This is a genomic window from Sphingomonas sp. GW822-FHT03G08, assembly GCF_058801135.1.
Genome location: NZ_JBXAMZ010000002.1, coordinates 394405 through 417852, shown reverse-complemented (window position 1 = coordinate 417852; position 23448 = coordinate 394405). Strand labels below are relative to the sequence as shown.

18 protein-coding genes are annotated in these 23448 nt (G+C 66.4%); 14 read left to right on the top strand and 4 right to left on the bottom strand.

The genetic code is table 11. From position 1 onward, the window contains the following. Window positions 1-70 precede the first annotated feature (70 nt). Entirely contained in the window at window positions 71-559 is a 489-nt protein-coding gene (locus AC1RJ5_RS19415; protein ID WP_493115175.1) for a hypothetical protein, read from the top strand. A 1011-nt stretch (window positions 560-1570) separates the two neighbouring features. Here AC1RJ5_RS19415 and AC1RJ5_RS19410 read toward each other — a convergent pair. Next, the gene (locus tag AC1RJ5_RS19410) at window positions 1571-4303 is read right to left on the bottom strand and encodes a TonB-dependent receptor (RefSeq protein WP_493115173.1); all 2733 of its coding nucleotides are present in this window, start codon (window positions 4301-4303) and stop codon (window positions 1571-1573) included. 444 nt (window positions 4304-4747) lie between these two features. Between AC1RJ5_RS19410 and AC1RJ5_RS19405 the strand changes: the two genes are divergently transcribed. The 8 genes from AC1RJ5_RS19405 (at window position 4748) to AC1RJ5_RS19370 (ending at window position 12556) form a co-directional block, all read left to right on the top strand. Then, entirely contained in the window at window positions 4748-5476 is a 729-nt protein-coding gene (locus AC1RJ5_RS19405; protein WP_493115820.1) for a GntR family transcriptional regulator, read from the top strand. Between the two features lie 31 nt (window positions 5477-5507). Continuing rightward, complete coding sequence (locus AC1RJ5_RS19400; RefSeq protein ID WP_269576306.1) at window positions 5508-6389, top strand: IclR family transcriptional regulator; 882 nt, start codon at window positions 5508-5510, stop codon at window positions 6387-6389. Window positions 6390-6604: 215 nt separating this feature from the next. After that, the gene (locus AC1RJ5_RS19395) at window positions 6605-7900 is read left to right on the top strand and encodes an L-fuconate dehydratase (RefSeq protein ID WP_493115171.1); all 1296 of its coding nucleotides are present in this window, start codon (window positions 6605-6607) and stop codon (window positions 7898-7900) included. A 346-nt stretch (window positions 7901-8246) separates the two neighbouring features. After that, entirely contained in the window at window positions 8247-9530 is a 1284-nt protein-coding gene (gene fucP / locus AC1RJ5_RS19390) for an L-fucose:H+ symporter permease (protein ID WP_493115169.1), read from the top strand. Then, window positions 9527-9865 (top strand): L-rhamnose mutarotase, encoded by a 339-nt coding sequence (locus tag AC1RJ5_RS19385; RefSeq protein WP_269576309.1) that lies wholly within the window; start codon window positions 9527-9529, stop codon window positions 9863-9865. Before fucP ends, AC1RJ5_RS19385 begins: the two co-directional genes overlap by 4 nt. Further along, window positions 9862-10887 carry an aldo/keto reductase gene (locus tag AC1RJ5_RS19380; RefSeq protein WP_269576310.1) on the top strand — a complete coding sequence of 342 codons (1026 nt, stop codon included), beginning with the start codon at window positions 9862-9864 and terminating at the stop codon, window positions 10885-10887. The genes AC1RJ5_RS19385 and AC1RJ5_RS19380 overlap by 4 nt, the downstream gene beginning before the upstream one ends. A 63-nt stretch (window positions 10888-10950) precedes the next feature. After that, complete coding sequence (locus tag AC1RJ5_RS19375) at window positions 10951-11688, top strand: SDR family oxidoreductase (RefSeq protein ID WP_269576311.1); 738 nt, start codon at window positions 10951-10953, stop codon at window positions 11686-11688. Window positions 11689-11713: 25 nt separating this feature from the next. After that, on the top strand, window positions 11714-12556 hold the full coding sequence (locus AC1RJ5_RS19370) for a fumarylacetoacetate hydrolase family protein (RefSeq protein WP_493115166.1): 843 nt from the start codon (window positions 11714-11716) through the stop codon (window positions 12554-12556). 41 nt (window positions 12557-12597) lie between these two features. Here the strand turns inward: AC1RJ5_RS19370 and AC1RJ5_RS19365 are convergent, their stop codons facing one another. The 3 genes from AC1RJ5_RS19365 to cysK all read right to left on the bottom strand — a co-directional run bounded on the left by AC1RJ5_RS19365 (window position 12598) and on the right by cysK (window position 16855). Beyond that, a complete protein-coding gene (locus tag AC1RJ5_RS19365) occupies window positions 12598-14958 on the bottom strand; it encodes an arylsulfatase (protein ID WP_493115164.1) in 2361 nt (786 codons plus the stop codon). A gap of 242 nt (window positions 14959-15200) precedes the next feature. Continuing rightward, window positions 15201-15884 (bottom strand): DOPA 4,5-dioxygenase family protein, encoded by a 684-nt coding sequence (locus AC1RJ5_RS19360; protein ID WP_493115162.1) that lies wholly within the window; start codon window positions 15882-15884, stop codon window positions 15201-15203. Between the two features lie 14 nt (window positions 15885-15898). Next, a complete protein-coding gene (cysK, locus tag AC1RJ5_RS19355; protein ID WP_269576315.1) occupies window positions 15899-16855 on the bottom strand; it encodes a cysteine synthase A in 957 nt (318 codons plus the stop codon). Window positions 16856-17023: 168 nt separating this feature from the next. On the opposite strand from cysK, the gene AC1RJ5_RS19350 reads away from it, so the two are divergent. From AC1RJ5_RS19350 to AC1RJ5_RS19330, 5 genes are read left to right on the top strand one after another with little or no spacing between them, the layout of a single operon-like run. Then, the gene (locus AC1RJ5_RS19350; protein ID WP_493115160.1) at window positions 17024-19396 is read left to right on the top strand and encodes a TonB-dependent receptor; all 2373 of its coding nucleotides are present in this window, start codon (window positions 17024-17026) and stop codon (window positions 19394-19396) included. Between the two features lie 2 nt (window positions 19397-19398). Beyond that, window positions 19399-20739, top strand: a complete 1341-nt coding sequence (locus AC1RJ5_RS19345; protein ID WP_493115158.1) for an LLM class flavin-dependent oxidoreductase — start codon at window positions 19399-19401, stop codon at window positions 20737-20739. A 20-nt stretch (window positions 20740-20759) separates the two neighbouring features. Continuing rightward, the gene (locus AC1RJ5_RS19340; RefSeq protein WP_269576318.1) at window positions 20760-21698 is read left to right on the top strand and encodes a TauD/TfdA dioxygenase family protein; all 939 of its coding nucleotides are present in this window, start codon (window positions 20760-20762) and stop codon (window positions 21696-21698) included. Continuing rightward, on the top strand, window positions 21695-22672 hold the full coding sequence (locus tag AC1RJ5_RS19335; protein WP_493115156.1) for an aliphatic sulfonate ABC transporter substrate-binding protein: 978 nt from the start codon (window positions 21695-21697) through the stop codon (window positions 22670-22672). The genes AC1RJ5_RS19340 and AC1RJ5_RS19335 overlap by 4 nt, the downstream gene beginning before the upstream one ends. Further along, window positions 22669-23448: an ABC transporter permease subunit gene (locus AC1RJ5_RS19330; protein ID WP_269576320.1), complete on the top strand. Its 780-nt coding sequence runs from the start codon at window positions 22669-22671 to the stop codon at window positions 23446-23448. Before AC1RJ5_RS19335 ends, AC1RJ5_RS19330 begins: the two co-directional genes overlap by 4 nt.

Sequence of the window (23448 nt, the reverse complement as noted above, 5' to 3'; positions counted from 1 at the left end):
CGAGCGCTTGTGACGCCTTTCGTTCGCTGGCAGGATCGATTGGCGGGCTTGGGACCAGGGGGCAGGCAAGATGAAATTGGGGACGATGAGTGCGGTCTCGGCATCGTTTGTGGCCCTGCTTTCTGCGTCGCAGGCGCGCGCCGATGACTTCGTGGTGCTGAACTCGCCGGGGTATCGCACGGTGGTGGTTGCCGATCTCAACACGCTGGAACGCAGCGGCGATGAGCTCCGCGTCGGCATTTTCGTCTTCCCGCGGACCGGTTCCGGCGCGGACATGCTGCAGGCCGCTGCCGTGATGCGGTGCGGCAAGAACATCATGAATTCCGATCGCACCGCCTATTACGACGTGACGATCGCACAAGGGCGCCTCGACGGCCTCCGGTTGATCCGCGAAGAGGTTAGCAGTTTCGACGGCAACACCGGCACGCAATACGGGCTGGACAACAGCGTCTACGCGGCGCTCCTGCCGCTTTGCAGCGGCACGCCGGCAAGCGCCCGGCGCGAGAAGGGCGACGAGAACGGCATCGTCGGGAAGCTGGCACCCGAATTCGTGCCCTGACCCGGTGCGCCAGCGGCGAGATTGCCGTCATTGTGCCGTTCGGGCCGGGAGTGGACCGTTAGCTGCCAATCCGCTTTTGGACTCCACCACACCATAGCTGCCGTCGGTGCGAGACATCTTCGAACGGCAGCTCACGCCCCAAAGTCGATCGTTCGAGCTGGAGCTGAACAGGGTCAAAAGCAGTCGCTTATGACGTTCAGGTCTTACATCGCACGGAAGTCTTGGAGTGGCCCCCTTTTCTAGGGGGACGCGTGTGAACAACACTCCATGCCCCGTCCGCTCGCACAAAGTCAGCGACACAAGCCAAGGTATCCGGAGCCGTCTCATTCATTACCCTGACCGCACCGCCGTCACGATACAGGACAAACGAGCACCGCTGACCAGAGCGACTCTTCGCGCATGCCAGCGCCTGGATGTGGAGGTTCGGAGCGGTGTCACTTCCCGCCTGATACCAAAGCGAGGCCAGGCGAGCGCCGTTACCGATCATCGCATTCCTCTGCAGATCCATCCAAATAGCCGATTGGAGTTGGCCCTTCAGCGGCTCCGGTGGCGCTTCGAGGGTCTGCAATGCAGCGATGAGAACGACAGCGAGCATTTCCAAAGGTAACATGCGATCTGTCCGCTATCCAAGTCGTGCCTATGGAGCGGACAGGCAGCTCCCACCCAGCCTCTGCCATGGAAAGATCGTCATCGCCTGCCTCCCGCCGTCGGCCCGGCCTTGTGCCGGGGTCCACGGTGCCGCACGCGCTGAACCGGAACTCTCGAATTCTGCCCTCGCCGCCCGGTGGCCCCCGGCACAAGGCCGGGGTGACGAGGTTTTGGAACCTTCGGCCCACCCTGGAACCGCGAGAAGATCTCCTCGCCCCGCGTGCACCAGCGCACACACAAAAATGCCGCCCTTAGCAGAGCTAGGGGCGGCTAGTGTGGGATGCCAGACTTGGAGACACCGGCATCGCAAAGGGACTTGGGAAGGGTGGGCGCGGCGAGAACGCCGCCGCGCCCGGGGCACACTTACATGCGGAACGAAGCGCTCAGCGAGTAGACGCGACCGTTCTTGTAGACCGAAGTCGGGAACTTCGGATCCGAGCTGTACTGGTAATAGGTTTCGTCGAGCAGGTTCGACGCCGAGGCGCTGACCTGGAGCTTGTCGGTGAGGTTGTACGAGATCGACGCGTCGAGCTGGCTGTAGCCGTCGGTATAATCCTGCGACTGCTGGCGGCCGAAGCGATAGAAGTACTTCGAGCGACGGTTGAAGCTGACACGCGCCTGGAACGGACCCTTTTCGAAATAGGGCACGAGCGTGAAGGTGTCGCGCGACAGGAACGGCAGGCCGGTGGGCGAGCCGGTATCGGCGTCGGTGAAGGTGTAGTTGGACTGGATGCCGAAGCCCCAGAACAGATTGGCGTTCGCAGTGAGCGAGAAGCCGGTCACCTTTGCCTTGCCGCCATTGACCGGGCGCGAGATCGAGTATTCCAGCGTGCGGCCGGTCACCGTGTTGGTGAGGCTGACGCCGTCCTGCACCGCGTTGCCGATATAGTTCGACACGTCGCGGTAGAAGACTTCACCCGAGATGTAGCTCGCCGGGGCGAAATACCATTCGGCGGAGAGGCCGAAATTGGTCGCCGCATAGGGCTTCAGATCGGGATTGCCGCCGCTGCCCGAGCGGGTGGTGTCGTCGAGCGAGAGTGACCCTGCGAGATCCGAGTAGCGCGCGCGCGCCATCACCTTCGCCGCCGAGGCACGCAGCACCACATTCTCGCCCGCCTGGAAGATCAGGTTCGCGGCCGGCAGGAAGCGGTTGTCGTCGGTGTTCACCTGGGTCGGTGCGAATACGCCGCCGCTCTGCACGTAGAATTGCGACTGGTCGCGGGTGAAGACATAGCGACCGCCGATGTTACCGCGGAAACGGCCGGCCTCGAAATTGGCCTGCAGATAGCCCGAGACGATCGTTTCCTTGACGTGGAAATACTGGTCCTTCGAGAGGCCGCGGCTCACGCTGATATTGCCGTACTTCTCCAGCGTCGCGCGGATCGCATCGGCATCGAGCGTGGCATAGGGCGTGCCGTTGCCGCTGACACCCAGGCCATCATACAGATTGCTGTCGAGGACATAGGGGTTGAGATCGGCGAGCGTGAAGTTCTGGTTGGTGAACGTCGCGCCGCCGACCGTGGTGTTGCTGTTGGTGTGGCTGGCGAAGCGCGCACCGAACAGGATCTCGGTGATCGGGCCGAGATTGACCTTGCGGCTGACGTCCGCCTGGCCGAACAGCTCGTTGTCGCGGGTCTTTTCGGCGTAGGTGATGCCACCGATCTGGCGCCCGAAGAACGGGTTGCCGCCATTGGCCGCGCGCACCGCCGCCTCGGTCTGGTTCTCGCCGCCGAGCGCCGTGTAGTTGCTCAGCCAGCGCGAAGCGTCGCTCGCCGGATACTGCCAGTTGACATAGGTGTCCTGGCCGTTGGTGCCCGAGGTGAAGCCCTGCTTGGTGCGGAAATCGAGGAGATATTCCGGATCCTTGCCGCCCGAGGCGCGGGTGCCGCCGAAGTTGCCGGTGACGACCCAGTCGCCCGGCTTCCAGTCGAACATCAAGGTGAGCGAGTCGTTCTTGACGCGGGTGCGACGGAAGTTGGTGTCGAGCTGGCCGGTGGCGCCATTGCCGCTGGTGATGCCAGCGAAGGTCGCCGAGGTGACCATGCCGTCGGCATAGGTCGCGCTCTGGAGGAGCGAGCCCTCATAGCCATAGGTATATTCGGAGTTCGACAGGTTGTCGTAATTGCCGCGGATCACCAGCGCGGTGCCGGTGAGCGTGAGGTTGTCGGCCGGGCGAACCTGGATCGCGCCCGAGAAGCCGATGCGCTCGCGCTCCTGCTTGAAGAATTCGCGGGCGAGGAACGAGGCGACGCGCGCCTTGCTGAACTCGGCGATCATCGCGGCGTTGGGCAGCTGGCCGTTCAGCGTCGGACCGCTGGTGACGCGGCCGTCCGCACCGTAGATGATGTTGCCGTTGGCGTCCTTCGGGTAGCGATCGAGCAGCGCATCACCGGTACGATACCAATAGACCGCCGAGCCGGCGCGGCTGAGCTGTTCCTTGTCGTAGTTGACCGCGCCGAGGAAGCCGATCGTCTCGTCTTCATTGTGCCAGCTGTACAGCGCCGAGCCGCGGAAGCTGCCGCGCTTGGCACGGCTGTTATACTCGCCGCCGCCGGTCAGCGCGACGGTGTTGGGCTTCAGGTCCAGCGGCTTGCGGGTGACGATGTCGACGCTCGCGCCGATCGCGCCTTCCTGGAGGCGTGCCTCGGGGGTCTTGTAGACCACCGCCTGGCTGATGATCGTGGGCGAGAGCAGCGAGTAGTTGAACGAACGGCTCGAGCGATCCGAGGGGTTGCCGCCCCAGTCAGCCGAGGCGACCGAGTGGCCGTCGATGGTCAGGCGGTTCAGCGCGGGCTCGACACCGGCGATCGAGAGCTGCTCGCCCTCGCCGAACTGGTGGTCGACCGTGACGCCCGGCAGGCGCGACAGCGATTCCGCGACGTTGCTGTCAGCGAGCTTGCCGACATCCTCGGCGCTGATCACGTCGACGATCGAATTGGCGCGCTTCTTGGTCTCGATCGCGTCCTGAAGGCTCTTGCGGATGCCGGTGACGACGATCTCGCCGTCGTCGCGCGAAGGAACGGAATCCTGCGCATAGGCCGGAACCGCGGCGCAGGTAAGCGCCGTACCGACCAGGAACTTAAGCCGTAGATTCATTCGTTTAACCCCCCTCGCTTGCATCGCAGGACTGGCACCGCCAGCCCGGCATTTCCTGCGGATACAGAATTGTTCTGCAGCGCCTCTCCCGACCGATTCTGCGAATCCGAGCTTCGGGGCGCCTAGGGACCAGTGTGTAACCACGAACGAACCAATCACGCAACGGTTTTTTGGAAACTAATTTTGCATATGAAAATGAAACGTGGCATTTGTCAGATTGATCTTGATGTTACGCCTGAAAACCAGAGCCGGATGAGGGGGCAGAATGGACGATCGAGGCTTGGGCGCGGCGCGACCGTGCGGGCAGCGGAGAGGCCATGCCGAGGATGCAATTGGTCTCGTCGACACGCGAGTCGCGGCATGAGCGCGAGCATTCCGCTGCTCGGCCCGCAACCGCGCGCGGTGCTTGCCCCGGCGGCGGCGTACGCCGGGTCCTCGCTGGGCATGCTGGTGCTGCGGGATCGCAAGCCGCTCTACGCCCAGTTCGCCCGGCTGCTGCGCACGGCGATCGCCGAGGGGCGGCTCAAACCCGGTGCGACGCTGCCGCCGGAACGCGACCTTGCCGCCGAATATAGCCTTTCACGGATCACCATCCGCAAGGCGATCGCGGAGCTGGCCGAGGACGGGCTGCTCACCCGGCGGCAGGGCGCCGGCACCACGGTCACCCGGCGGATCGAGCAGGATTTCTCGCGGATCAGCTCCTTTTCCGAGGAAGTGGCGGCGCGGCGGCAGCTGGCGCGCAGCAGCTGGATCCTGCGCGCGGAGGGGACGGTCACGCCGGCCGAGGCGATGCACCTCAACCTGTCGCCCGGCGAGCCGGTGCTGCGCTTCCACCGCATCCGCATCGCCGACGACGCCCCGATGGCGCTCGAATTCTCGACGGTGCCCCGCTTCTGCCTGGACGGGATCCATGAGGTCTCGGGATCGCTCTACGCGGCACTGGCCCGCACCGATCACCGGCCGGTCCGCGCGCTGCAGCGCCTGCGCGCGGTGCCCTTCACCGAGTCCCAGGCCCGGCTGCTCGATGTCGATGCGGGCACGCCGGGGCTGCTGATCGAGCGGTGCGGCTTCCTCGGCGACGGGCGGCCGGTAGAATATACCCAGTCCTATTATCGCGGTGACGCCTATGACTTCGTCGCGGAACTGACGGATCTCCAGTCAGTGCCGGCATGACAAGCCGGTTTTGCTGCGCTAGCGTCGCCTGATGCCCCCAAAGCCCGCATCGCAGAACAAGCCGGCCAAGAAGCAGGCAAAGCCGGACGACAAGTCCGCCGCGCCCAACTACAGCGCTCCCGCCCTGGAGAAGGGCATCGACGTGATCGAGCTGCTCGGCAACGAACCGTTCGGCCTGACCATCACCGAGATCGCGCAGCGGCTGGGCCGCTCGGTGAGCGAGCTCTTCCGCGTGGTGGTCGCGCTGGATCGCCGGGGATGGCTGCACAAGGATGCGACGAACGACCGCTACCGGGTGACCTACAAGCTGCTCGAGCTCGCGCACCGCGCGACGCCGGCGCAGGAGCTCACCTATGTCGCGGCGGCGCGCATGCACGCCCTGGCCGCAGAAACGATGCAATCCTGCCACCTCGCCGTCGTCAATGGCGACCGCGGCCTGATCGTCGCGCGCCAGGAGAGTTCCGGCCCCACCGGCTTCGCCGTTCGGCTGGGTACCGAGATCGTGCTGGAGACCAGCTGCTCGGGGCATGTGCTGCTGGCGTTCATGGACGAGGCCCGCCGGCTGGAAGTGCTGGGCGCGCCCCCTTCCCGTCAGCTCGCCGAGCGCCTGGCCGAGGTGCGCGCCCAGGGTTATGAATCGATCGAGAGCTCGCGGCTGGCGGGTGTGTCCGACCTGTCCTGCCCGATCTTCGGGTTCAGCGGCCAGGTGGTGGCGGCGCTCACCATCCCGTATCTGGCGGTGATCGACGACGCACCGCACCTGTCGCTCGAAGAAACGCTCGCGCTGCTGAAGGTCGCCGCCTTCGATATTTCGACCATCCTCGGCTGGTACGACCGCGAGGAAGCACCCGTGGTCCCCACCCTTTCCGTGCCCCAGCCGAAACGTCCACGCCGAAGCCGCAAGGCCAGCTAGCGGCGCCGCCGGCGACAAGCACCCCCCCGCACCGGCCCAACCCGATCGAGTCCGCTTGATCGGAACCGAAGACATGCGCGAAATGTGTCCATCCGGATCGGATCAGATTTCATCTGGAAACAATATTTCCATATACAAAATACTGTCGTCGCAATATGGAAGGCCTCGTTTAGTGCCCGACACTCGCTTCCCCTGTCACAGAGAAAAAACCGCCAATGACCGTGATCACCGGCCTGCGCGTGCTGGATATCAGATTTCCCACCAGCCTCTCGCTGGACGGCTCGGATGCGATGAATCCGGATCCGGACTATTCGGCCGCCTATGTGATCCTGGAGACCGATACGCCGGGTCTCAGCGGGCATGGCCTTACCTTCACGATCGGGCGCGGCAACGAGGTCTGCGTCGCGGCGATCGAGGCGCTCCGCCCGCTGGTCGTCGGCCAGTCGCTCGACTCGATCCGCGCCGAGCCGGCTGCCTTCTGGCGCCACATCACCGGCGACAGCCAGTTGCGCTGGATCGGCCCCGACAAGGGCGCCATCCATCTCGCCACCGGCGCGATAGTTAATGCGGTGTGGGACCTCTGGGCAAAGGCCGATGGCAAGCCCGTGTGGCGCCTGGTCGCCGAGATGTCGCCAGCCGAACTCGTCCGCGCGATCGACTTCCGCTACATCACCGATTGCATCACGCCTGAAGAGGCGCTCGCCCTGCTCGAAGCACGCGCCGCCGGCAAGGAAGAGCGGATCGCCCTGCTCCGCGCCGAAGGCTATCCCTGCTACACCACCTCGGCCGGCTGGCTCGGCTATGACGACGACAAGCTGCGCCGCCTGGCCCAGGAAGCCGTCGATGCCGGCTTCCGCCACATCAAGCTCAAGGTCGGCATCGACCTGGAGGACGACAAGCGCCGCGTCGCCATCGCACGCGAAGTGCTGGGCCCCGATCGCACGCTGATGATCGACGCCAACCAGGTGTGGGAAGTCGGCCAGGCGATCGACTGGGTCAACGCCCTCGCCTTCGCCAAACCCTTCTTCATCGAGGAGCCGACCAGCCCCGACGACGTGCTGGGCCATGCCAGCATCCGCGCCGGCATCGCGCCGGTGAAGGTCGCGACCGGCGAGATGTGCCAGAACCGCATCCTGTTCAAGCAGTTCATCATGGGCTCGGCAATCGACGTCGTGCAGATCGACGCCTGCCGCCTGGGCGGCGTCAACGAAGTGCTGGCGGTGCTGCTGATGGCCGCGAAATACGATCTGCCCGTCTGGCCGCATGCCGGCGGCGTCGGCCTGTGCGAATATGTCCAGCATCTCGCGATGATCGACTATCTCTGCTTCGCCGGCACGCGCGAGGGCCGGGTGATCGAATATGTCGACCATCTGCACGAGCATTTCCTCGATCCCTGCGTGATCCGCTCGGCGGCCTATATGCCGCCCGAACGGCCAGGCTTCTCGATCGAGATGAAGCCGGAAACGCTGACCCGCTATCAGCACCGTCCCGGCCGCGAGCAGGCAGCCTGAATGCGCGGCGGGGCCTCTGCTCCGCCCGACAGGGACATTGCGCGTGCGATCCTGCCCAGCAGGGCCGGCGGGCGGTGCGATTGGAAACGGCCCATCCGGGCGCAGCCCGGGCCCAATGGGACATTGCCGGGCTTGCGGACCGGACCCGTTGCGCTGCAACGTCTCTTCGCCCTGCCCCACTTCGACAGGATCGGGCCGACACCGCAATCGCTCGCGCGAGGACAGGAAATTTCAGGGAGAGGCCGCAATCACCGGGTCGACCTATTGTTTTTTCCTATGAACTTGTATTTTAAATACGCAATTATAAAAAGTGCATCCCGCACCGCCGGGGGGAGGAAATCCGAGAATGGCCAGTCGCGCCTCCGTTGCCGCACCGCCGATCGTCGAGCGCCGCTATGTGGTCGCCTTCGCGCTCGTAACGTCGCTCTTCTTCTCCTGGGCATTGGCGGCAGCGCTCAATGACGTGCTGATCCGGCAGTTCCAGAAGGCGCTGGACCTCACCCGCACCGAAGCGAGCCTGATCCAGTTCGCCTTCTATGTAGGCTATTTCTGCGCCGCGATCCCGGCCGGCCTGCTGATCCGGCGACTGGGATACAAGAACACGATCCTGATCGGCCTAGCCTGCTATGCCGGTGGCGCTTTCCTCTTCTATCCGGCAGCGGCGGCGGAACGCTACAGCCTGTTCCTGGTCGCGCTCTACGTGATCGCGATCGGCCTCGCCTTTCTGGAGACCGCATCGAACCCCTATGTGACGATCCTCGGCGCGCCCGAGACGGCCTCCTCCCGGCTGAACCTGGCGCAGTCCTTCTACGGCGTCGGCGCGATCCTGGGCCCGATCGTCGGCGGGCTGTTCATCTTCTCCTCGAACGAGCGGACCCAGGCGCAGATCCTGGCGATGACCCCGGCCGAGCGCGCCGCCTGGCGGTCCGCCGCGGCGACCGCGGTGCAGGGCCCCTATATCGCGATCGGCCTGGTGGTCTGCCTGATCGGCCTGCTCATCGCCTTCACCCGCTTCCCGGTCATCGCGCATGCCAAGGTGAGCGAGGGCCCGCGCCGCCCGATGTTCGCGGTGCTGCGCCACCGCTGGCTGCGCGCGGCCGTCATCGCGCAATTCCTCTATGTGGGGGCACAGGTCGGCGTGTGGAGCTTCTTCATCGACTTCACCAAGTCGCAGGCCCCGCAGCTTACCGAGCGCACGACGGCGTTCCTGCTTTCGGCCAGCCTGGCGATGCTGATGATCGGCCGGTTCAGCGGTGCCTTCCTGCAGCGGCGGATCGCCCCGGCGAAGCTGCTTGCCATCTATGCCGCGGCCGGCGCGCTGCTCTGCGGCTTCGCGGCGCTGGCATCGGGCATGCCGGCGGTGGGCGCGCTCTGGCTGACCAGCTTCTTCATGTCGATCATGTTCCCGACGATCTTCGCGCTTGGCGTCGAGGGGCTGGGCGAGGAGACCGAGAGCGGTTCGGCCTTCCTGATCATGGCGATCATCGGCGGCGCGGTGTTCCCCCCGCTGATGGGGATCGTTTCCGAGCGGATCGGCGGCGTACACCACATGATGCTCGTGCCGATGCTTGCCTTTGCCGGCGTGCTGGCCTTTGCCGTGCTGCGGCTTCGCGAAGGACCTGCCAAGTGACACGTGCCCTGTTCGCCCTCGACCTGAAAGACGATCCCGACCTGATCGCCGCCTATGAGGCGCGTCACGCGCCCGGCGCGGTATGGCCTCAGGTGCTGCGCGACATCCGGCAGCGCGGCTTTAGCGAAATGGAGATTTGGCGCGTCGCCGATCGGCTGGTCATGCTGGCCGAGGTTCCGGCGGAGGGGCTCGCTCCGTCCGACCCCGCGCTCGAGACCGTCATCGCCGAGTGGGAATCCGCGATGGACGCCTATCAGCGCCCGATCGCGGCCGACGGCCCGAAATGGCTGCCGATGACGCGGATCTTCGCGCTCGACGAGCATCCCGACGCATGATCGCACGCCGCAAGATTCACCGTTCAGGCATCGAAGTCAGTGAAATCGGATTTGGCGCGGCGCCCCTCGGGAACCTGTACCAGCCGGTCAGCGATCTGGAGGCAAGGGCCACGCTGGAGCACGCGCTCGCAGCGGGCATGAACTATGTCGATACCGCTCCGCATTACGGCCACGGGCTGAGCGAGCGGCGCACCGGTGATGTGCTGCGCGGTCGGGAAGGCGTTGTGCTCTCGACCAAGGTGGGCAGGTTGCTCCGCGCGGACCCCACGCTCCGCGGCGATGCCGAGCGGCAGGGCTTTCGCTCGCCGCTGCCCTTCGAGCGGCATTTCGACTATAGCTATGACGGCGTCCTGCGTTCCCATGAGGACAGCCTGCAGCGGCTGGGCCTCGCCAGGATCGACCTTCTCTATGTCCATGACATCGGCGTGCGCACCCACGGCGCGGACAATGGGCGGTATTTCGATCAGCTGACCCAGGGCGGCGGCCTCAGGGCGCTGGAGCGATTGCGCGGCGAAGGCGCCATTGCCGGTTTCGGCGTAGGCGCGAACGAATGGCAGGTGGGCGTTGAGGTGCTGCGGCACGCGGACTGCGACGTCATGCTCCTCGCCGGCCGCTATACGCTGCTCGAGCAGGGTGCGCTGGAGCAGTTCCTGCCGCTCTGCCTCTCGCGGCAGGTCTCGGTCATCATCGGCGGCGCCTATAATTCGGGCATCCTCGCCACCGGCACCGCGCCGGGCCATGCGCCGCGCTACGACTATGGCGAGGCACCGGCCGATATCGTGGCGCGCGTCGCCCGGCTGGAAGCGCATTGCCGGGAATATCAGGTGCCGCTGGCTGCCGCCGCGCTCCAGTTCCCGCTTGCCCATCCCGCGGTGGCCAGCGTGCTGCTCGGCCTGGGCTCGCCCGAACAGGTCGAGGATACGATCCGGCTGCACGCCTTCGAGATCCCGGCGGAATTCTGGCACGGGCTCCGCGATGCGGGCCTGATCGCCCCGGACGCTCCCCTTCCGACGGATCGGTAGATGCGCATGACCTTTCTCGGTGCCGATGCGGCACACGACCAACAGCCCTGACGGAGACATGAGATGACGAAAGCTGGCCGGCTGGCGGGCAAGACCGCGCTGGTGACCGCGGCGGCGCAGGGGATCGGGCGGGCGACCGCCGAGCTCTTCGCCGCGGAGGGCGCCGCCGTATGGGCGACCGACATCAACCTGGACGGCCTGTCGGGCCTGGCCGGGTGCAAGGTGGCAAGGCTGGACGTGCGCGACGATGCCTCGATCGCCGAGGCCTTGGCGCTTTCCGGACCGCTGGACGTGCTGTTCAACTGCGCCGGCGCGGTGCCGGGCGGGACGATCCTCGATTGCTCGCCCGAGGACTGGTCGCTCGCCTATGACCTCAATCTCACCAGCATGTACCGGATCATCCGGGCGGCGCTGCCGGACATGATCGCGCGCGGCGGCGGGAGCATCGTCAACATGTCCTCGGTCGCCAGCTCGATCAAGGGCGTGCCCAATCGCTTCGCCTATGGCGTGACCAAGGCGGGCGTCATCGGCCTGACCAAGGCGGTGGCGGCGGATTTCGTCGGCCAGGGCATACGCTGCAACGCGATCTGCCCGGGCACGATCGAGACGCCATCGCTGCACGAGCGCCTGCGCGCGACCGGCGACTATGAAGGCGCGCTCGCCGCCTTTGTCGCGCGCCAGCCGATGGGGCGGCTGGGCCAGGCATCGGAAGTCGCGGCCCTCGCCCTCTATCTCGCGTCCGACGACGCTGCATTCACGACCGGCCAGATCCATGTGATCGATGGCGGCTGGACCAACTGATCCCGCGATTGAAGGAGTTCCGTACATGAAATTGCTGCGCTTTGGCCCGAGCGGCGACGAGAAGCCCGGCCTGCTCGATTCCGACGGCAGGATCCGCGACCTGAGCGGAGTCGTCGCCGATATCGACGGCGGCACGATCACGCCGGAAAGCCTGGAGCGGCTTCGCGCGATCGACCCGGCGAGCCTGCCGCTGGTCGAGGGCGATCCGCGGCTCGGCGCCTGCGTCGCGCGACCGGGCAAGTTCATCTGCATCGGCCTCAACTATGCCGATCACGCCGCCGAGACCGGCGCCGCGATTCCGGACGAGCCGATCCTGTTCATGAAGGCGACGAGCGCGCTTTCCGGGCCCAATGATCCGATCGTGAAGCCGCGCGGATCGACCAAGCTCGATTGGGAAGTCGAGCTGGCCTTCGTCGTCGGCACCGAATGCCGCTATGTCGACGAGGCGCAGGCCGAAGCGGCGATCGCCGGCTATTTCGTCTGCAACGACGTCTCCGAGCGCGCCTTCCAGCTCGAGCGCGGCGGCACCTGGGACAAGGGCAAGGGCTGCGACAGCTTCGGCCCGATCGGCCCCTGGCTAATGACCGCGGACGAGGTGGGCGACACGGGCGACCTGCACATGTGGCTCGAGGTCAACGGCAAGCGCTACCAGGACGGGTCGACTTCGACGATGATCTTCCGGCCGGCGTTCATCCTGTCCTATCTCAGCCGCTTCATGAGCCTTCAGCCGGGCGACATCGTCACCACCGGCACGCCGCCGGGCGTCGGGCTCGGGCAGAGCCCCAATGTGTGGCTCCACAAGGGCGACCGGATCGCGCTCGGGATCGCCGGCCTGGGCGAGCAGCACCAGGTGGTCATCGAAGCCTGATCGCAACAAGGCGGGGGCCGGCCGAACCGGCCCCCTGCCCGCTATTTCAGCAGCAGCCGCACTTCGCCGAGCGTCTGGGTGTAGCGCGCCTGCCCCGCCGGGTCGGCACTGACCAGCGAGCCGCGATCGAGGCCGATGTCGAAACCCTCGGAATAGGCACCGACGGCGGTCAGGAACTTGCCGATCGGCCCCGAGGCGACCTGCCTGCCGTTGAGGTAGAGCGTGACCGTGCCCGGCACCGACGGGTTGAACAAGGTGCCCTTGGCAGTGGCCAGATCGGGCACATATTCGTAGGCGACGGTAAGCGGCCCCGCAGGCAATGCCTCGCCCGCGACCACCGTCTTGTGGGACTGGCCATAGGCGTTGTTCTCGAACACCAGCCTGCCCTGCTTCACATAGAGCGCGAAGCCGCCAAGCCGGCCGCCTTCGGCGAGCAGCACGCCACTGCCGGTGGCGGCGTCCCCCTTGATATCCACCTCGAAACGATGCGCGCGACCCGAGAGGTCGGGAAGCGCGTTGCGCGGCAGCTGGCCTATGCCCGCCTGCCAGGCGAAGCGGGTAGCCGCCTTGTCGTAGAGGCCCGGCGCGCCGACCGGGGCCGGCAGCAGCGGGAAGACGCCGTTACGCAGCCCTTCCTTCTCGAACTCGGCCTTGAGCTCGGCAAGCTTCGCGGGTTCCTTGCCCGCCAGGTCGTTCGCTTCGCTGAAATCCTGATCGACATGGTACAGTTCCCAGCGATCCGTGGCGGGGTCGCTGGTGTAGACGCTGAGGCCGGACTCGATCAGCTTCCAGGGCAGATAGGGCCGGCGCGCCGCCGCCACCCAGCCGTCGCGATAGAGCGCACGGTTGCCGAATATCTCGAAATACTGCTCGCGATGCGCCTCGGGCGCCTTGGGATCCTTGAAGGTCGGGACGAGGCTGTGCCCCTCGAACGGAATCTGCTTCACGCCGTCCACGCTCTCCGGGAAGGCGATGCCGGCAGCGTCGAGGATGGTCGGCGCGATGTCGTTCACATGGCCGAACTGACCACGCACCGAGCCGGGCACATCGGTATGCCCCGGCCAGGACACGATCAGCGGGTTGCGGGTACCGCCGAAATGCGAGGCAACCTGCTTCATCCACTGGAACGGCGTGGTCGTCGCCCAGGCCCAGCCCGCGGCATAGTGATTGGCGACATCGGGGCCGCCGAACTTGTCGAGTTGCGCCAGCTGGGTCGCCGCGCTCGCCTGCCCCCCGGTGCCCGAGGCAGCCTCGTTGGCGATCGAACCGTCGAGCCCGCCTTCGGCGCTGCCGCCATTGTCGCCAACGATGTAGAAGATCAGCGTGTTCTGGCCGCCGGGGCGGCTGCGGATCTCATTGATCAGCCGGCCAACCTCGGCATCGGTATGCTCGACGAAGGCCGAATAGACTTCCATCTGGCGGGCGTAGAGCTTCTTCTGGTCCGGGCTCAGGCTATCCCAGGCGGGCAGTCCCTCGGGGCGCGGGGTGAGCTGCGCATTGGCAGGGATGACGCCGAGCCGCTTCTGCCGCGCGAAGGCCTCCTCGCGATACTTGTCCCAGCCGCCATCGAACCGCCCCTTGTTGCGGGCGATCCAGTCGGCCGGGGCATTGTGCGGCTGGTGCGCCGCGCCAGTGGCGAAATAGAGGAAATAGGGCTTGGCGGCGGCCAGCGCGTCATGCTCGTCCACCCAGCGCAGCGCATGATCGACCAGGTCGCTGGTCAGGTGATAGCCGAGCCCAGCCTTTTGCGGCGATTCCACCGGTGTGGTGTTGTCATAGAGATGCGGCTCCCACTGATCGTCCTCGCCCGACATGAAGCCGTAGAAATGATCGAAGCCGAGCCCGGTCGGCCAGCGATCGAACGGCCCCGCGGACGAGATCTCCCACTGCGGCGTGTTGTGCCACTTGCCGACCGCGGCCGTGCTGTAGCCATTGTCATGCAGGATCCGCGCGATCGACGCGGTCTCCTTCTTCCAGATCGAGTTGTAGGCGGGGAAGCCGGCCGCGATGTCCTGCAGATTGCCGAAGCCGACCTGGTGCTGGTTGCGCCCGGTGAGCAACGCCGCCCGGGTGGGCGAGCAGATCGCCGTCGTGTTGAAGCGATTGTAGCGCACCCCGTCCCTGGCCAGCGCGTCGAGATTGGGCGTGCGGGCCAGGCCGCCAAAGGTCGAAGTCGCGCCGAAACCGACATCGTCGAGCAGGATCACCACGACATTGGGCGCGCCTTTCGGTGCCTCGGGACGCCGGGGAAAGGCCGGCACCGAGTCCGCCCGCTTAACCGCGATCCTGCCGGTGAATCCCTCGCTCCCGCCGGGCGCGGTCTGCGCCTCGGCCGCCAGCGGCGCGGCCAGGGAAACACTCGAAGCGGACAACAGCAACAGCGTGCGGCGGAATATGGTCATGAGCCCCTCCAGTCGGAATCGATTATACTCTACTTAATAAGTAGAGATACAGGAGATGAGCTTTAGGCCGCAAAAGCCGAACTTGCTTTTCAATTCATACTACATCGATAGGAATTATCGCCGTGCCGATGAAGCCGGCAGCCGCTCTCGTCCGGTTTCATCGCTTCCCCGAGCGAGGTTCATTCCCCAAGCTCAGGTCTTGGCCGCGCCCCATCCCGCAGGGCGCGGCCACTTTTTTTCGTTCAGACCTCGGGACGGACGCTCGGCCGCGTGTTCGGGTAGATCTGCTCCACCTTCGGCTCACCGGGCCCGGACGCATGCATGCCGTATGCATTCACCGGCTGGGACCGGTTCACCCACAGCGCGTAGTGGAGATGGTCCGCGCGGGGATCCTTGGTGTTCGGATGCAGCAGGATCGTCAGGCCGAGGCTGTTGAGCTGCAACCAGGGGACGATCACCGGCAGCTGGTCGTTGGTAAAGCCGAAATAGAAGGACGGCGTGACATGCGGCCCGCGCGGCTCGAGGTTCCAGTTGCCGAGCTCGACGGAGAATCGCTCGGCCGCCCATTTGCGGATCAGCGCCGCCTTTTCATAGCTGTCCTCGTCGAAATAGATGTGCGCGTGGTAGCTCTTGATGTCGGTATAGGCGCGCGGGCTAGATGGCAGCACGGCTTCGCCGGGGCGCACCGATTTCGGGCGGGGTGTCGCCTCCTTGTAGGTCTCATAGCCCCAGGGGCTACGCCCGGTGGCCTGCGGTGCGACGGGTATGGCCGGCGCGGGCGTGGTTTGCGCCTCCGCGCCTCGCGCAAGGCCGATTGCGGCCAGTGCCGCCGCGCCCCCTCCCAATAGCGCGCGACGCCCGGGCGACAGCAAATCGGCCCACATCTGGTCGTCGCGCTCGTTGAAGAAATCGGGATCGAGCGACATGGAAGCTTCTCCGGTCAATGGGCGCGGACGCCGGCCAGGGTGAATTCCGGCGCCGCTTCTTCCGGAAGGAAATCGGGCACCGAGAGATAGCGCTCGCCCGTGTCATAGGCGAAGCCGAGGATGTTCGCGCCGGGCAGCTCGGGCAGCTTGCGGGCAATCGCCGCAAGGGTCGCGCCGGAGCTAGGGCCGACGAGCAGCCCCTCCTCGCATGCCGCGCGGCGAGCAAAGCCGCGCGCTTCGTCGGCGCTGACCTGGATCACGCCATCGAGCATGTCGGCATGGAGATTGGCCGGGATGAACCCCGCACCGATGCCCTGGATCGGGTGCGGACCCGGCGCGCCGCCGGAAAGCACCGGCGAAAGTTCGGGCTCAACCGCGAAGACCTGAAGCGTCGGCCATTCCATCTTGAGCGTCTCCGCCAGCGCAGTGATGTGCCCGCCGGTGCCGACGCCGGTGATGATCGCGTCGATCGGATCGCTGCGGAAGTCCGCCAGTATCTCCTGGGCGGTAGTGCGGACATGCGCATCGATATTGGCCGGATTGTCGAATTGCTGCGGCATCCATGCGCCCGGCGTCGCGCGCACCAGCGCATGCGCCCGGTCGATCGCGCCAGCCATGCCCTGCGCGCGCGGGGTGAGATCGAAGCTGGCGCCATAGGCCAGCATCAGCCGGCGGCGCTCCACGCTCATGCTTTCGGGCATCACCAGGATCAGCCGGTAGCCCTTCACCGCCGCGACCAGCGCGAGCCCGATGCCCGTATTGCCGCTGGTCGGCTCGATGATCGTGCCGCCCGGACGAAGCAACCCCTTGCGCTCGGCTGTCTCGATCATCGCCAGCGCGATGCGGTCCTTGATCGACCCACCGGGATTCGATCGCTCGGCCTTGATCCAGACCTTCGCATCCGGGAACAGCCGCGACGCACGGATATGCGGCGTGTTGCCGATCGTCTCGAGAATGCTGCTCGCCCTCACGCGCGCCTCCCTCTTCTCAGGGCCGGATTTATATCCTACTAGATTGATGGATAATAAGCCAGCTCAGCGCGACGCGGTCCTGATAGTTTTAGCTCACCGCGGTGAAGCCGAACTCCGGTTGCCCCATTTAATCTCTACTAGAATGATAGAGATAAGGGAGGCACGAACATGCACAACAGGAAGATCCGGGTTCTCGCACTGGCCGCCACCGCTCTCACCCTGGTCGCTTCCGCGCCGGCCTGGGCTGCCGATGACGACAAACCAAAGCCCGTCGCGGCGACCGCCGACGATCCCGTCGCCGACGAGGAAGCGCAGCACGCCACCGGCCAGGAGATCCTGGTCACGGCGCGGCGGCGTGAGGAGAAACTGCAGGAGGTGCCCGTCGCGATCAGCGCGGTCTCGGGCAGCGAGCTGGCCGACCAGCATATCTACCGCGTCGGCGATTTCGCGGCGAAGCTGCCCAATTTCGCCGCTGTTCAGCAGAACACCCGCGTATCCGGCCTCTATGTCCGCGGGCTTGGCGGCAATGCCAGCAATGACGGCGCGGAATCGGGCGTCGGCCTGATCGTCGACAATGTGTTCTTCACCCATGTCGGCTTCAGCTGGCTCGATTTCGTCGACCTCGACCATGTCGAGCTGGTGCGCGGGCCGCAGGGCACGCTGCTCGGCAAGAACACCACGATCGGCGCGCTGATCGTCACGACCAAGCGGCCGAGCTTCACCCCCGAGCTCAATCTCGAGGCGGGCTATGGCAACCAGAACCACTTCCAGATCCGCGCCAACGCGACCGGCCCGCTGATCGGCGACACCCTGGCCTATCGCGCGACCTTCTATGTCGATCGCTCGGATGGCTGGGCGAAGAATGCCCAGGACGGCCAGAAATATCTCGATGTGAACCGCTGGGCGGCACGCGGGCAGCTGCTGTTCCAGAGCGGCCCGGTGACCAGCCGCCTGATCGGCGAGCATTACGAGACCAGCGAGTACAATAATTACTATCCCGGCTTCGCGGACGCGACGACCTTCGCCAATGGCGCGGTCCGCTCGGGCGCCTGGGAGAACAAGCTCAAATCGATCTTCGGCTACACGCCCAGCTACAGGATCGGCCAGAACGCCAATCTCAACACCCAGGAGCGGATCGACTCCCGGGTCAACGGCCTGTCGAACGAGCTGACGATCGACCTGGGCGGCCCCACCCTGACCGCAGTGAGCGCCTGGCGGCAGCTGCGCTTCCGCCCGCATAACGACAGCGACCTCTCGCCCTTCTCGATCCTGCGCGCCGGCTATGACGTGGATGTCGATCAATATTCGCAGGAGATCCGGATCGCCTCGGCCGCCGGCAATCCGATCGAATATCAGTTCGGCGGCTATTTCCTGCGCGAGGACCTGGTCAGCAACAACCGCTCGATCTTCCAGGCGGACTCGACGAAGTATTTCCTCACCGGGGCGCTGCCCGCCGCCGCGCTGCTCCCGGCGATCCTCGATGGCGTGGAGTATGACCAATATGGCAAGCTCCAGGTCACCAGCGGCGCGGCGTTCGGCCAGCTTACCTGGCATGCGAGCGACCGGCTGGCGTTGACCGGCGGCCTGCGCTTCACCCGCGAGAACAAGAAGGCGTCGAACACCGCGACCGTCTTTGGCGGTTCGGCGCTGCCGGCCACGCTCGCCCCGGCGCGCACGGCGATCGTCAACGCGTTCGGCGGGATCTTCGCGGTTGCCGACGAGAAGACCACCAGCAGCTGGTCGTGGCTGGTCAATCCGTCGTTCAAGCTTTCCGACGACGTGCTGCTCTATGCCTCGGTCAGCTATGGCGAGAAGTCGGGCGCGGCCAATCTGGGCGCGACGCCGGGCAAGCCGGTGATCATCGATCCGGAGAAGTCGACCGCTTACGAAGCCGGCATCAAGACGACGCTGGCCGGCGGCAGGGCGACCTTCAACGTCAATTTCTACTGGAACGACATCAAGGACTTCCAGGCGACGCAATATGACCCGAACCGGGTGGCGCTCGGCTATTTCCTCGGCAATGCGGCGCGGGCCCGGCTGCGCGGCGTCGAGCTGGAGGCGTCGGCCAAGCTCGGCGGCGGGTTCAGCGCCTCGGCGAGCGGGTCGTTCAACGACGCGACCTTCCGCTCCTATACCAACGCGCCGCCGCCGGTGGAGCTCAGCAATGTCGCGCCCTCGGTGAACCTGTCGGGCACGCGCATACCCGGCTCCTCGAAATGGAGCGGCCAGTTCAGCCTCAACTACGACAACACCGTCTCCGATGCGCTCGGCCTGTTCGGCTATGTCAACCAGACCTATCGCAGCGAGACCAACCTGCTGAGCGCCGTCTCCGTGTACGGCAGGCAGGAAGGCTATGGCCTTACCAATGCCGGCATCGGGATCCGTAGCGCCGACGGCCGCTATTCGCTGCAATTCTGGAGCCGCAACCTGTTCGACAAGCGCTATGCCGTCGGCATCGGCCAGGCGACCGCGATCACGCCGTTCATCAAGGTGCTCGGCGAGACGCGCACCTTCGGCACCACCGCGCGGGCGCGGTTCTGACCGTGGCGCGCGATCGGCAGATGCGGCTCGGCGCCTTCCTGATGGGGGTCGGCCATCACGCCGCGGCCTGGCTGCACCCGTCGGCCGATCCGCGCGCGCTCACCCGGCTCGGCCACTATGTGCATCAGGCACAGGTGGCCGAGGCAGCGAAGTTCGACGCGATCTTCTTCGCCGACAATGTCGCGATGCTGGGGCCGCCTTCCGAACTGGGGGCGCTGGCGGCCCTGCCCTATTATTTCGAGCCGCTGTCGCTGCTCGCCGCGCTCGCGCCGCAGACCGAGCGGATCGGCCTCGTCGCCACCGTCTCGGCGACGTATCTCCCGCCCTATCACCTCGCCCGGAAGTTCGCCTCGCTCGATCATCTGAGCGGCGGGCGAGCCGGGTGGAACTGCGTGACTTCGGGCTCGGACGCCGAGGCGCATAATTTCGGGCTCGATCACCAATATGAGCACGCCCATCGCTACGCCCGTGCCGGCGAATATGTCGATGTGGTCAAGGCGCTGTGGAACAGCTGGGAGGACGGCGCGCTGATCGCGGACCAGCAGGCGCGGCGCTTCTACGACCCCGCCCGCATCCACCGGATCGACCATGGGGGCCAGTTCTTCAAGGTCGCCGGGCCGCTCCAGCTCGACCGCACGCCGCAGGGCCATCCGGTGATCGTGCAGGCGGGCTCGTCCGACGACGGGATCGCACTCGCCGCCGCCACCGCCGAACTGGTCTTCACCGCCCAGCAATCGCGGGAGGACGCCATCGCCTTCCGCACCCGGCTGCGCGCCGCTGCTTCGGCGAACGGCCGCGACCCGGACGAGCTGCTGGTGCTGCCGGGGATCATGCCCTTCGTCGCCGAGACACGGGAAAAAGCCCAGCAGCTGCACGACGAACTGCTCGCGCTGGTCGATCCGCGGCTCGGCATCGGCTTCGTCTCCGGGCTGATGGGCACCGACCTGTCGCAATATCCGCTCGACGGCCCGCTGCCCGAGCCTGCCTCCACCCAGGGCTGGCAGAGCCGCCAGAAGCTGCTGGTCGATACCGCGCGGGCCGAGGGTCTGAGCATCCGCCAGCTCATCGCCCGGATCATCACCGCGCGCGGGCACAAGACAGTGGTCGGCACACCCGGCGAGACCGCCGACCTGCTCGAGGACTGGTTCACCGCGGGCGCGGCGGACGGCTTCAACATCATGCCGCCGATCCTGCCACAGGGGCTGGAGGCGTTCGCGGAACTGGTCGTGCCCGAGCTGCAGCGCCGCGGACTGTTCCGCACCGAATATGCGGGCCGGACGCTGCGCGACCATCTGGGCCTGCCCCTTCCCCAAACCCCGGCGCTGGCCGCCGCTGCCGAGTAACCCAACGAAGGAGAGCTGCCATGACCGTCTCTACCCGCAGTGCCTATCTGAACACGCCCGACCCCCAGATCCCGCTCGACGTAGTGCCTGTCGGCGGGCGCATCGGCGCTGAAGTGCGCGGGGTCGCGCTCTCCGCCGATCTCCCGCCCGAAACACTGGCGGCGATCCGCGCCGCGCTGGTGCGCCATAAGGTGCTGTTCTTCCGCGGCCAGCATCATCTCGACGATGCCGGGCAGGAAGCGTTCGGCCAGACATTCGGCACGCCGTTCGAGCACCCGACCGTGCCGTCGCGCGGCAATTTCCTGTTCGAGCTGGACTCGCACCACGGCGCCCGCGCCAATCACTGGCACACCGACATCACTTTCGTGCCGGCCTATCCCTTCGCCTCGATCCTGCGCGGCGTGACGATCCCGCCGGCGGGCGGCGACACGGTCTGGGCCAATACCGTCGCCGCCTATCAGGACCTGCCCGAGCCACTGCGCGAGCTGGCTGACGGGCTGCGCGCGATCCACACCAATGCCTATGACTATGCCGCCGAGCGCCCCGACGCGACCGAGGAGCAGCGTAAGCGCTTCGCCGCCGTGTTCGCGCGGGTGGTGTACGAGACTGAGCATCCCGTGGTGCGCGTCCATCCCGAGAGCGGCGAGCGGACGCTCCTGCTCGGCGGTTTCGTCAAACAGTTCGTCGGACTGCCGCAGGCGGACTCCAAGGCGCTCTACGATCGGCTGCAAAGCTATGTGACCCGGCTCGAGAACAGCGTGCGCTGGCGCTGGCGCGAAGGCGATGTGGCGATCTGGGACAATCGCGCCACCCAGCATTATGCGATCGACGATTATGGCGACCAGCACCGCGTCGTCCGCCGTGTGACGCTGGCGGGCGATGTGCCGGTCGGCGTCGATGGCCAGTCGAGCCGCGCGATCCTGCCCGCGCCCGAGGCGCTGCTGGAGGCAGCGGAATGATCTCGCGCCGCCAGTCGCTCGTCCTGCTCGGCGGCACTGCCGCCGGGCTGGCCCTTGCCGGCTGCGGCCGCAAGGCCGGCCCCGAGCGCAAGGACGTGATCTTCGCCACCCAGAAGAACGGCGTGCCCTTCCTCGCAGAGACGCGGGGCGAGTTCGCCAAGCGGCTGGATAAGCGCGGGATAGCGCCGGTGAAGTGGGTCGAGTTCGCCTCGGGCCCGCCGCTGATCGAGGCGATCCGCGCCGGTGCCGTCGATATCGGCCTGGTCGGTGACACTCCGGTCGCCTACGCCCAGGCGGCGGGAACCGACCTCAACTTCGTTGCCGCGCAGAGCTTCCCCGGCCTGGTCGGCAGCGGGTTGCTGGTGCCGGCCAAGTCGAGCGTAACGAACCTCGCCCAGCTCAAGGGCAGGCGCGTGGCCTATACCAAGGGCTCCGCCGCCGAGTTCGCGCTGGCAGCGGGGCTCAAGCAGGTCGGGCTGGGCCTCAAGGACATCCAGACGGCCAGCCTCGCCCCCGGCGACGCGCAGACCGCGCTCGCCAATGGGTCGGTCGATGGCTGGGTGGTGTGGGATCCGTATTTCACGCTCGCCCAGATCCGCGGCGGCGCCCGTGAAGTGCCGCTGCCCGCGTCCGGGCTCAACACCACCGCCTTCTACATCGCCTCGGGCGATTTCGTGCGGAACCGCACCGATGTGCTGCGCGCCACGCTCGACGAGCTGCGCGCGGAGGCCGCCTGGGGCAATGCCAACCGCAACTTCTATCGCGACCAGGTCGCCAAGGCGACGCGGCTGCCACCGCAGGTGCTCGACGGCATGCTGACACGCTACAAGGACTTCCTGTTCCGCGTCGATCCGGTGACCCCGGAGGTGATCGAGAACCAGCAAAAGGTCTCGGACTATCTGTTCGACGCCGGGGTGCTGCCCAAGCGGGTCGATGCCTCCAAGGCGGCCTGGACCGGCTGGAAGCCGGCATGACCCGGGGCGCCGGCTGGAAGGAAAGCCCGCTCGTCCCGGCGATCGTGCCGGTGGGACTACTCGTCGTCTGGCAACTCGCCTCGACCACGGGACTGCTGCCCTCGCAGATCCTGCCGGCGCCGACGGCCGTGGTGAAGGCAGCGGCCGAGCTGACCGCCGACGGTGAGCTGATCCACCATCTTGCCGTGAGCACCGCCCGGGCATTGACCGGATTGGTGGTGGGCGGATCGATCAGCTTCGTGCTGGGGCTGGTCTGCGGGCTGTCGCCCTTCGCGCGGAGGCTGCTCGACCCGACCTTGCAGATGGTGCGGACGATCCCGCACCTCGCGCTGCTGCCGCTGGTCATCCTGTGGTTCGGCATCGGCGAGCAGGCCAAGATCCTGCTCGTCGCCTGGGGCATCTTCTTCCCCATCTACCTGAACACCTATCACGGCGTGGTCTCGGTCGATCCCCAGCTGATCGAGATGGGCCGGGTCTATGGGATGAAGCGCTGGGAGCTGTTCCGCCGGATCATCTTCCCGGGCGCCCTGCCCTCGATCCTGGTGGGCTTGCGCTTCGGCCTGGGCATCATGTGGCTGACCCTGATCGTCGCCGAGACGATCGCCGCCAATTCGGGCATCGGCTACATGGCGACGCAGGCCCGCGAGTTCAGCCAGACCGACATCATCGTGCTGGCGATCTTCGTCTATGCCGGCCTCGGCAAGCTCGCCGACAGCCTGACCCGCGCGCTGGAGCAGCGCCTGCTCCGCTGGAACCCCGCCTACGCAAGGGCCTGA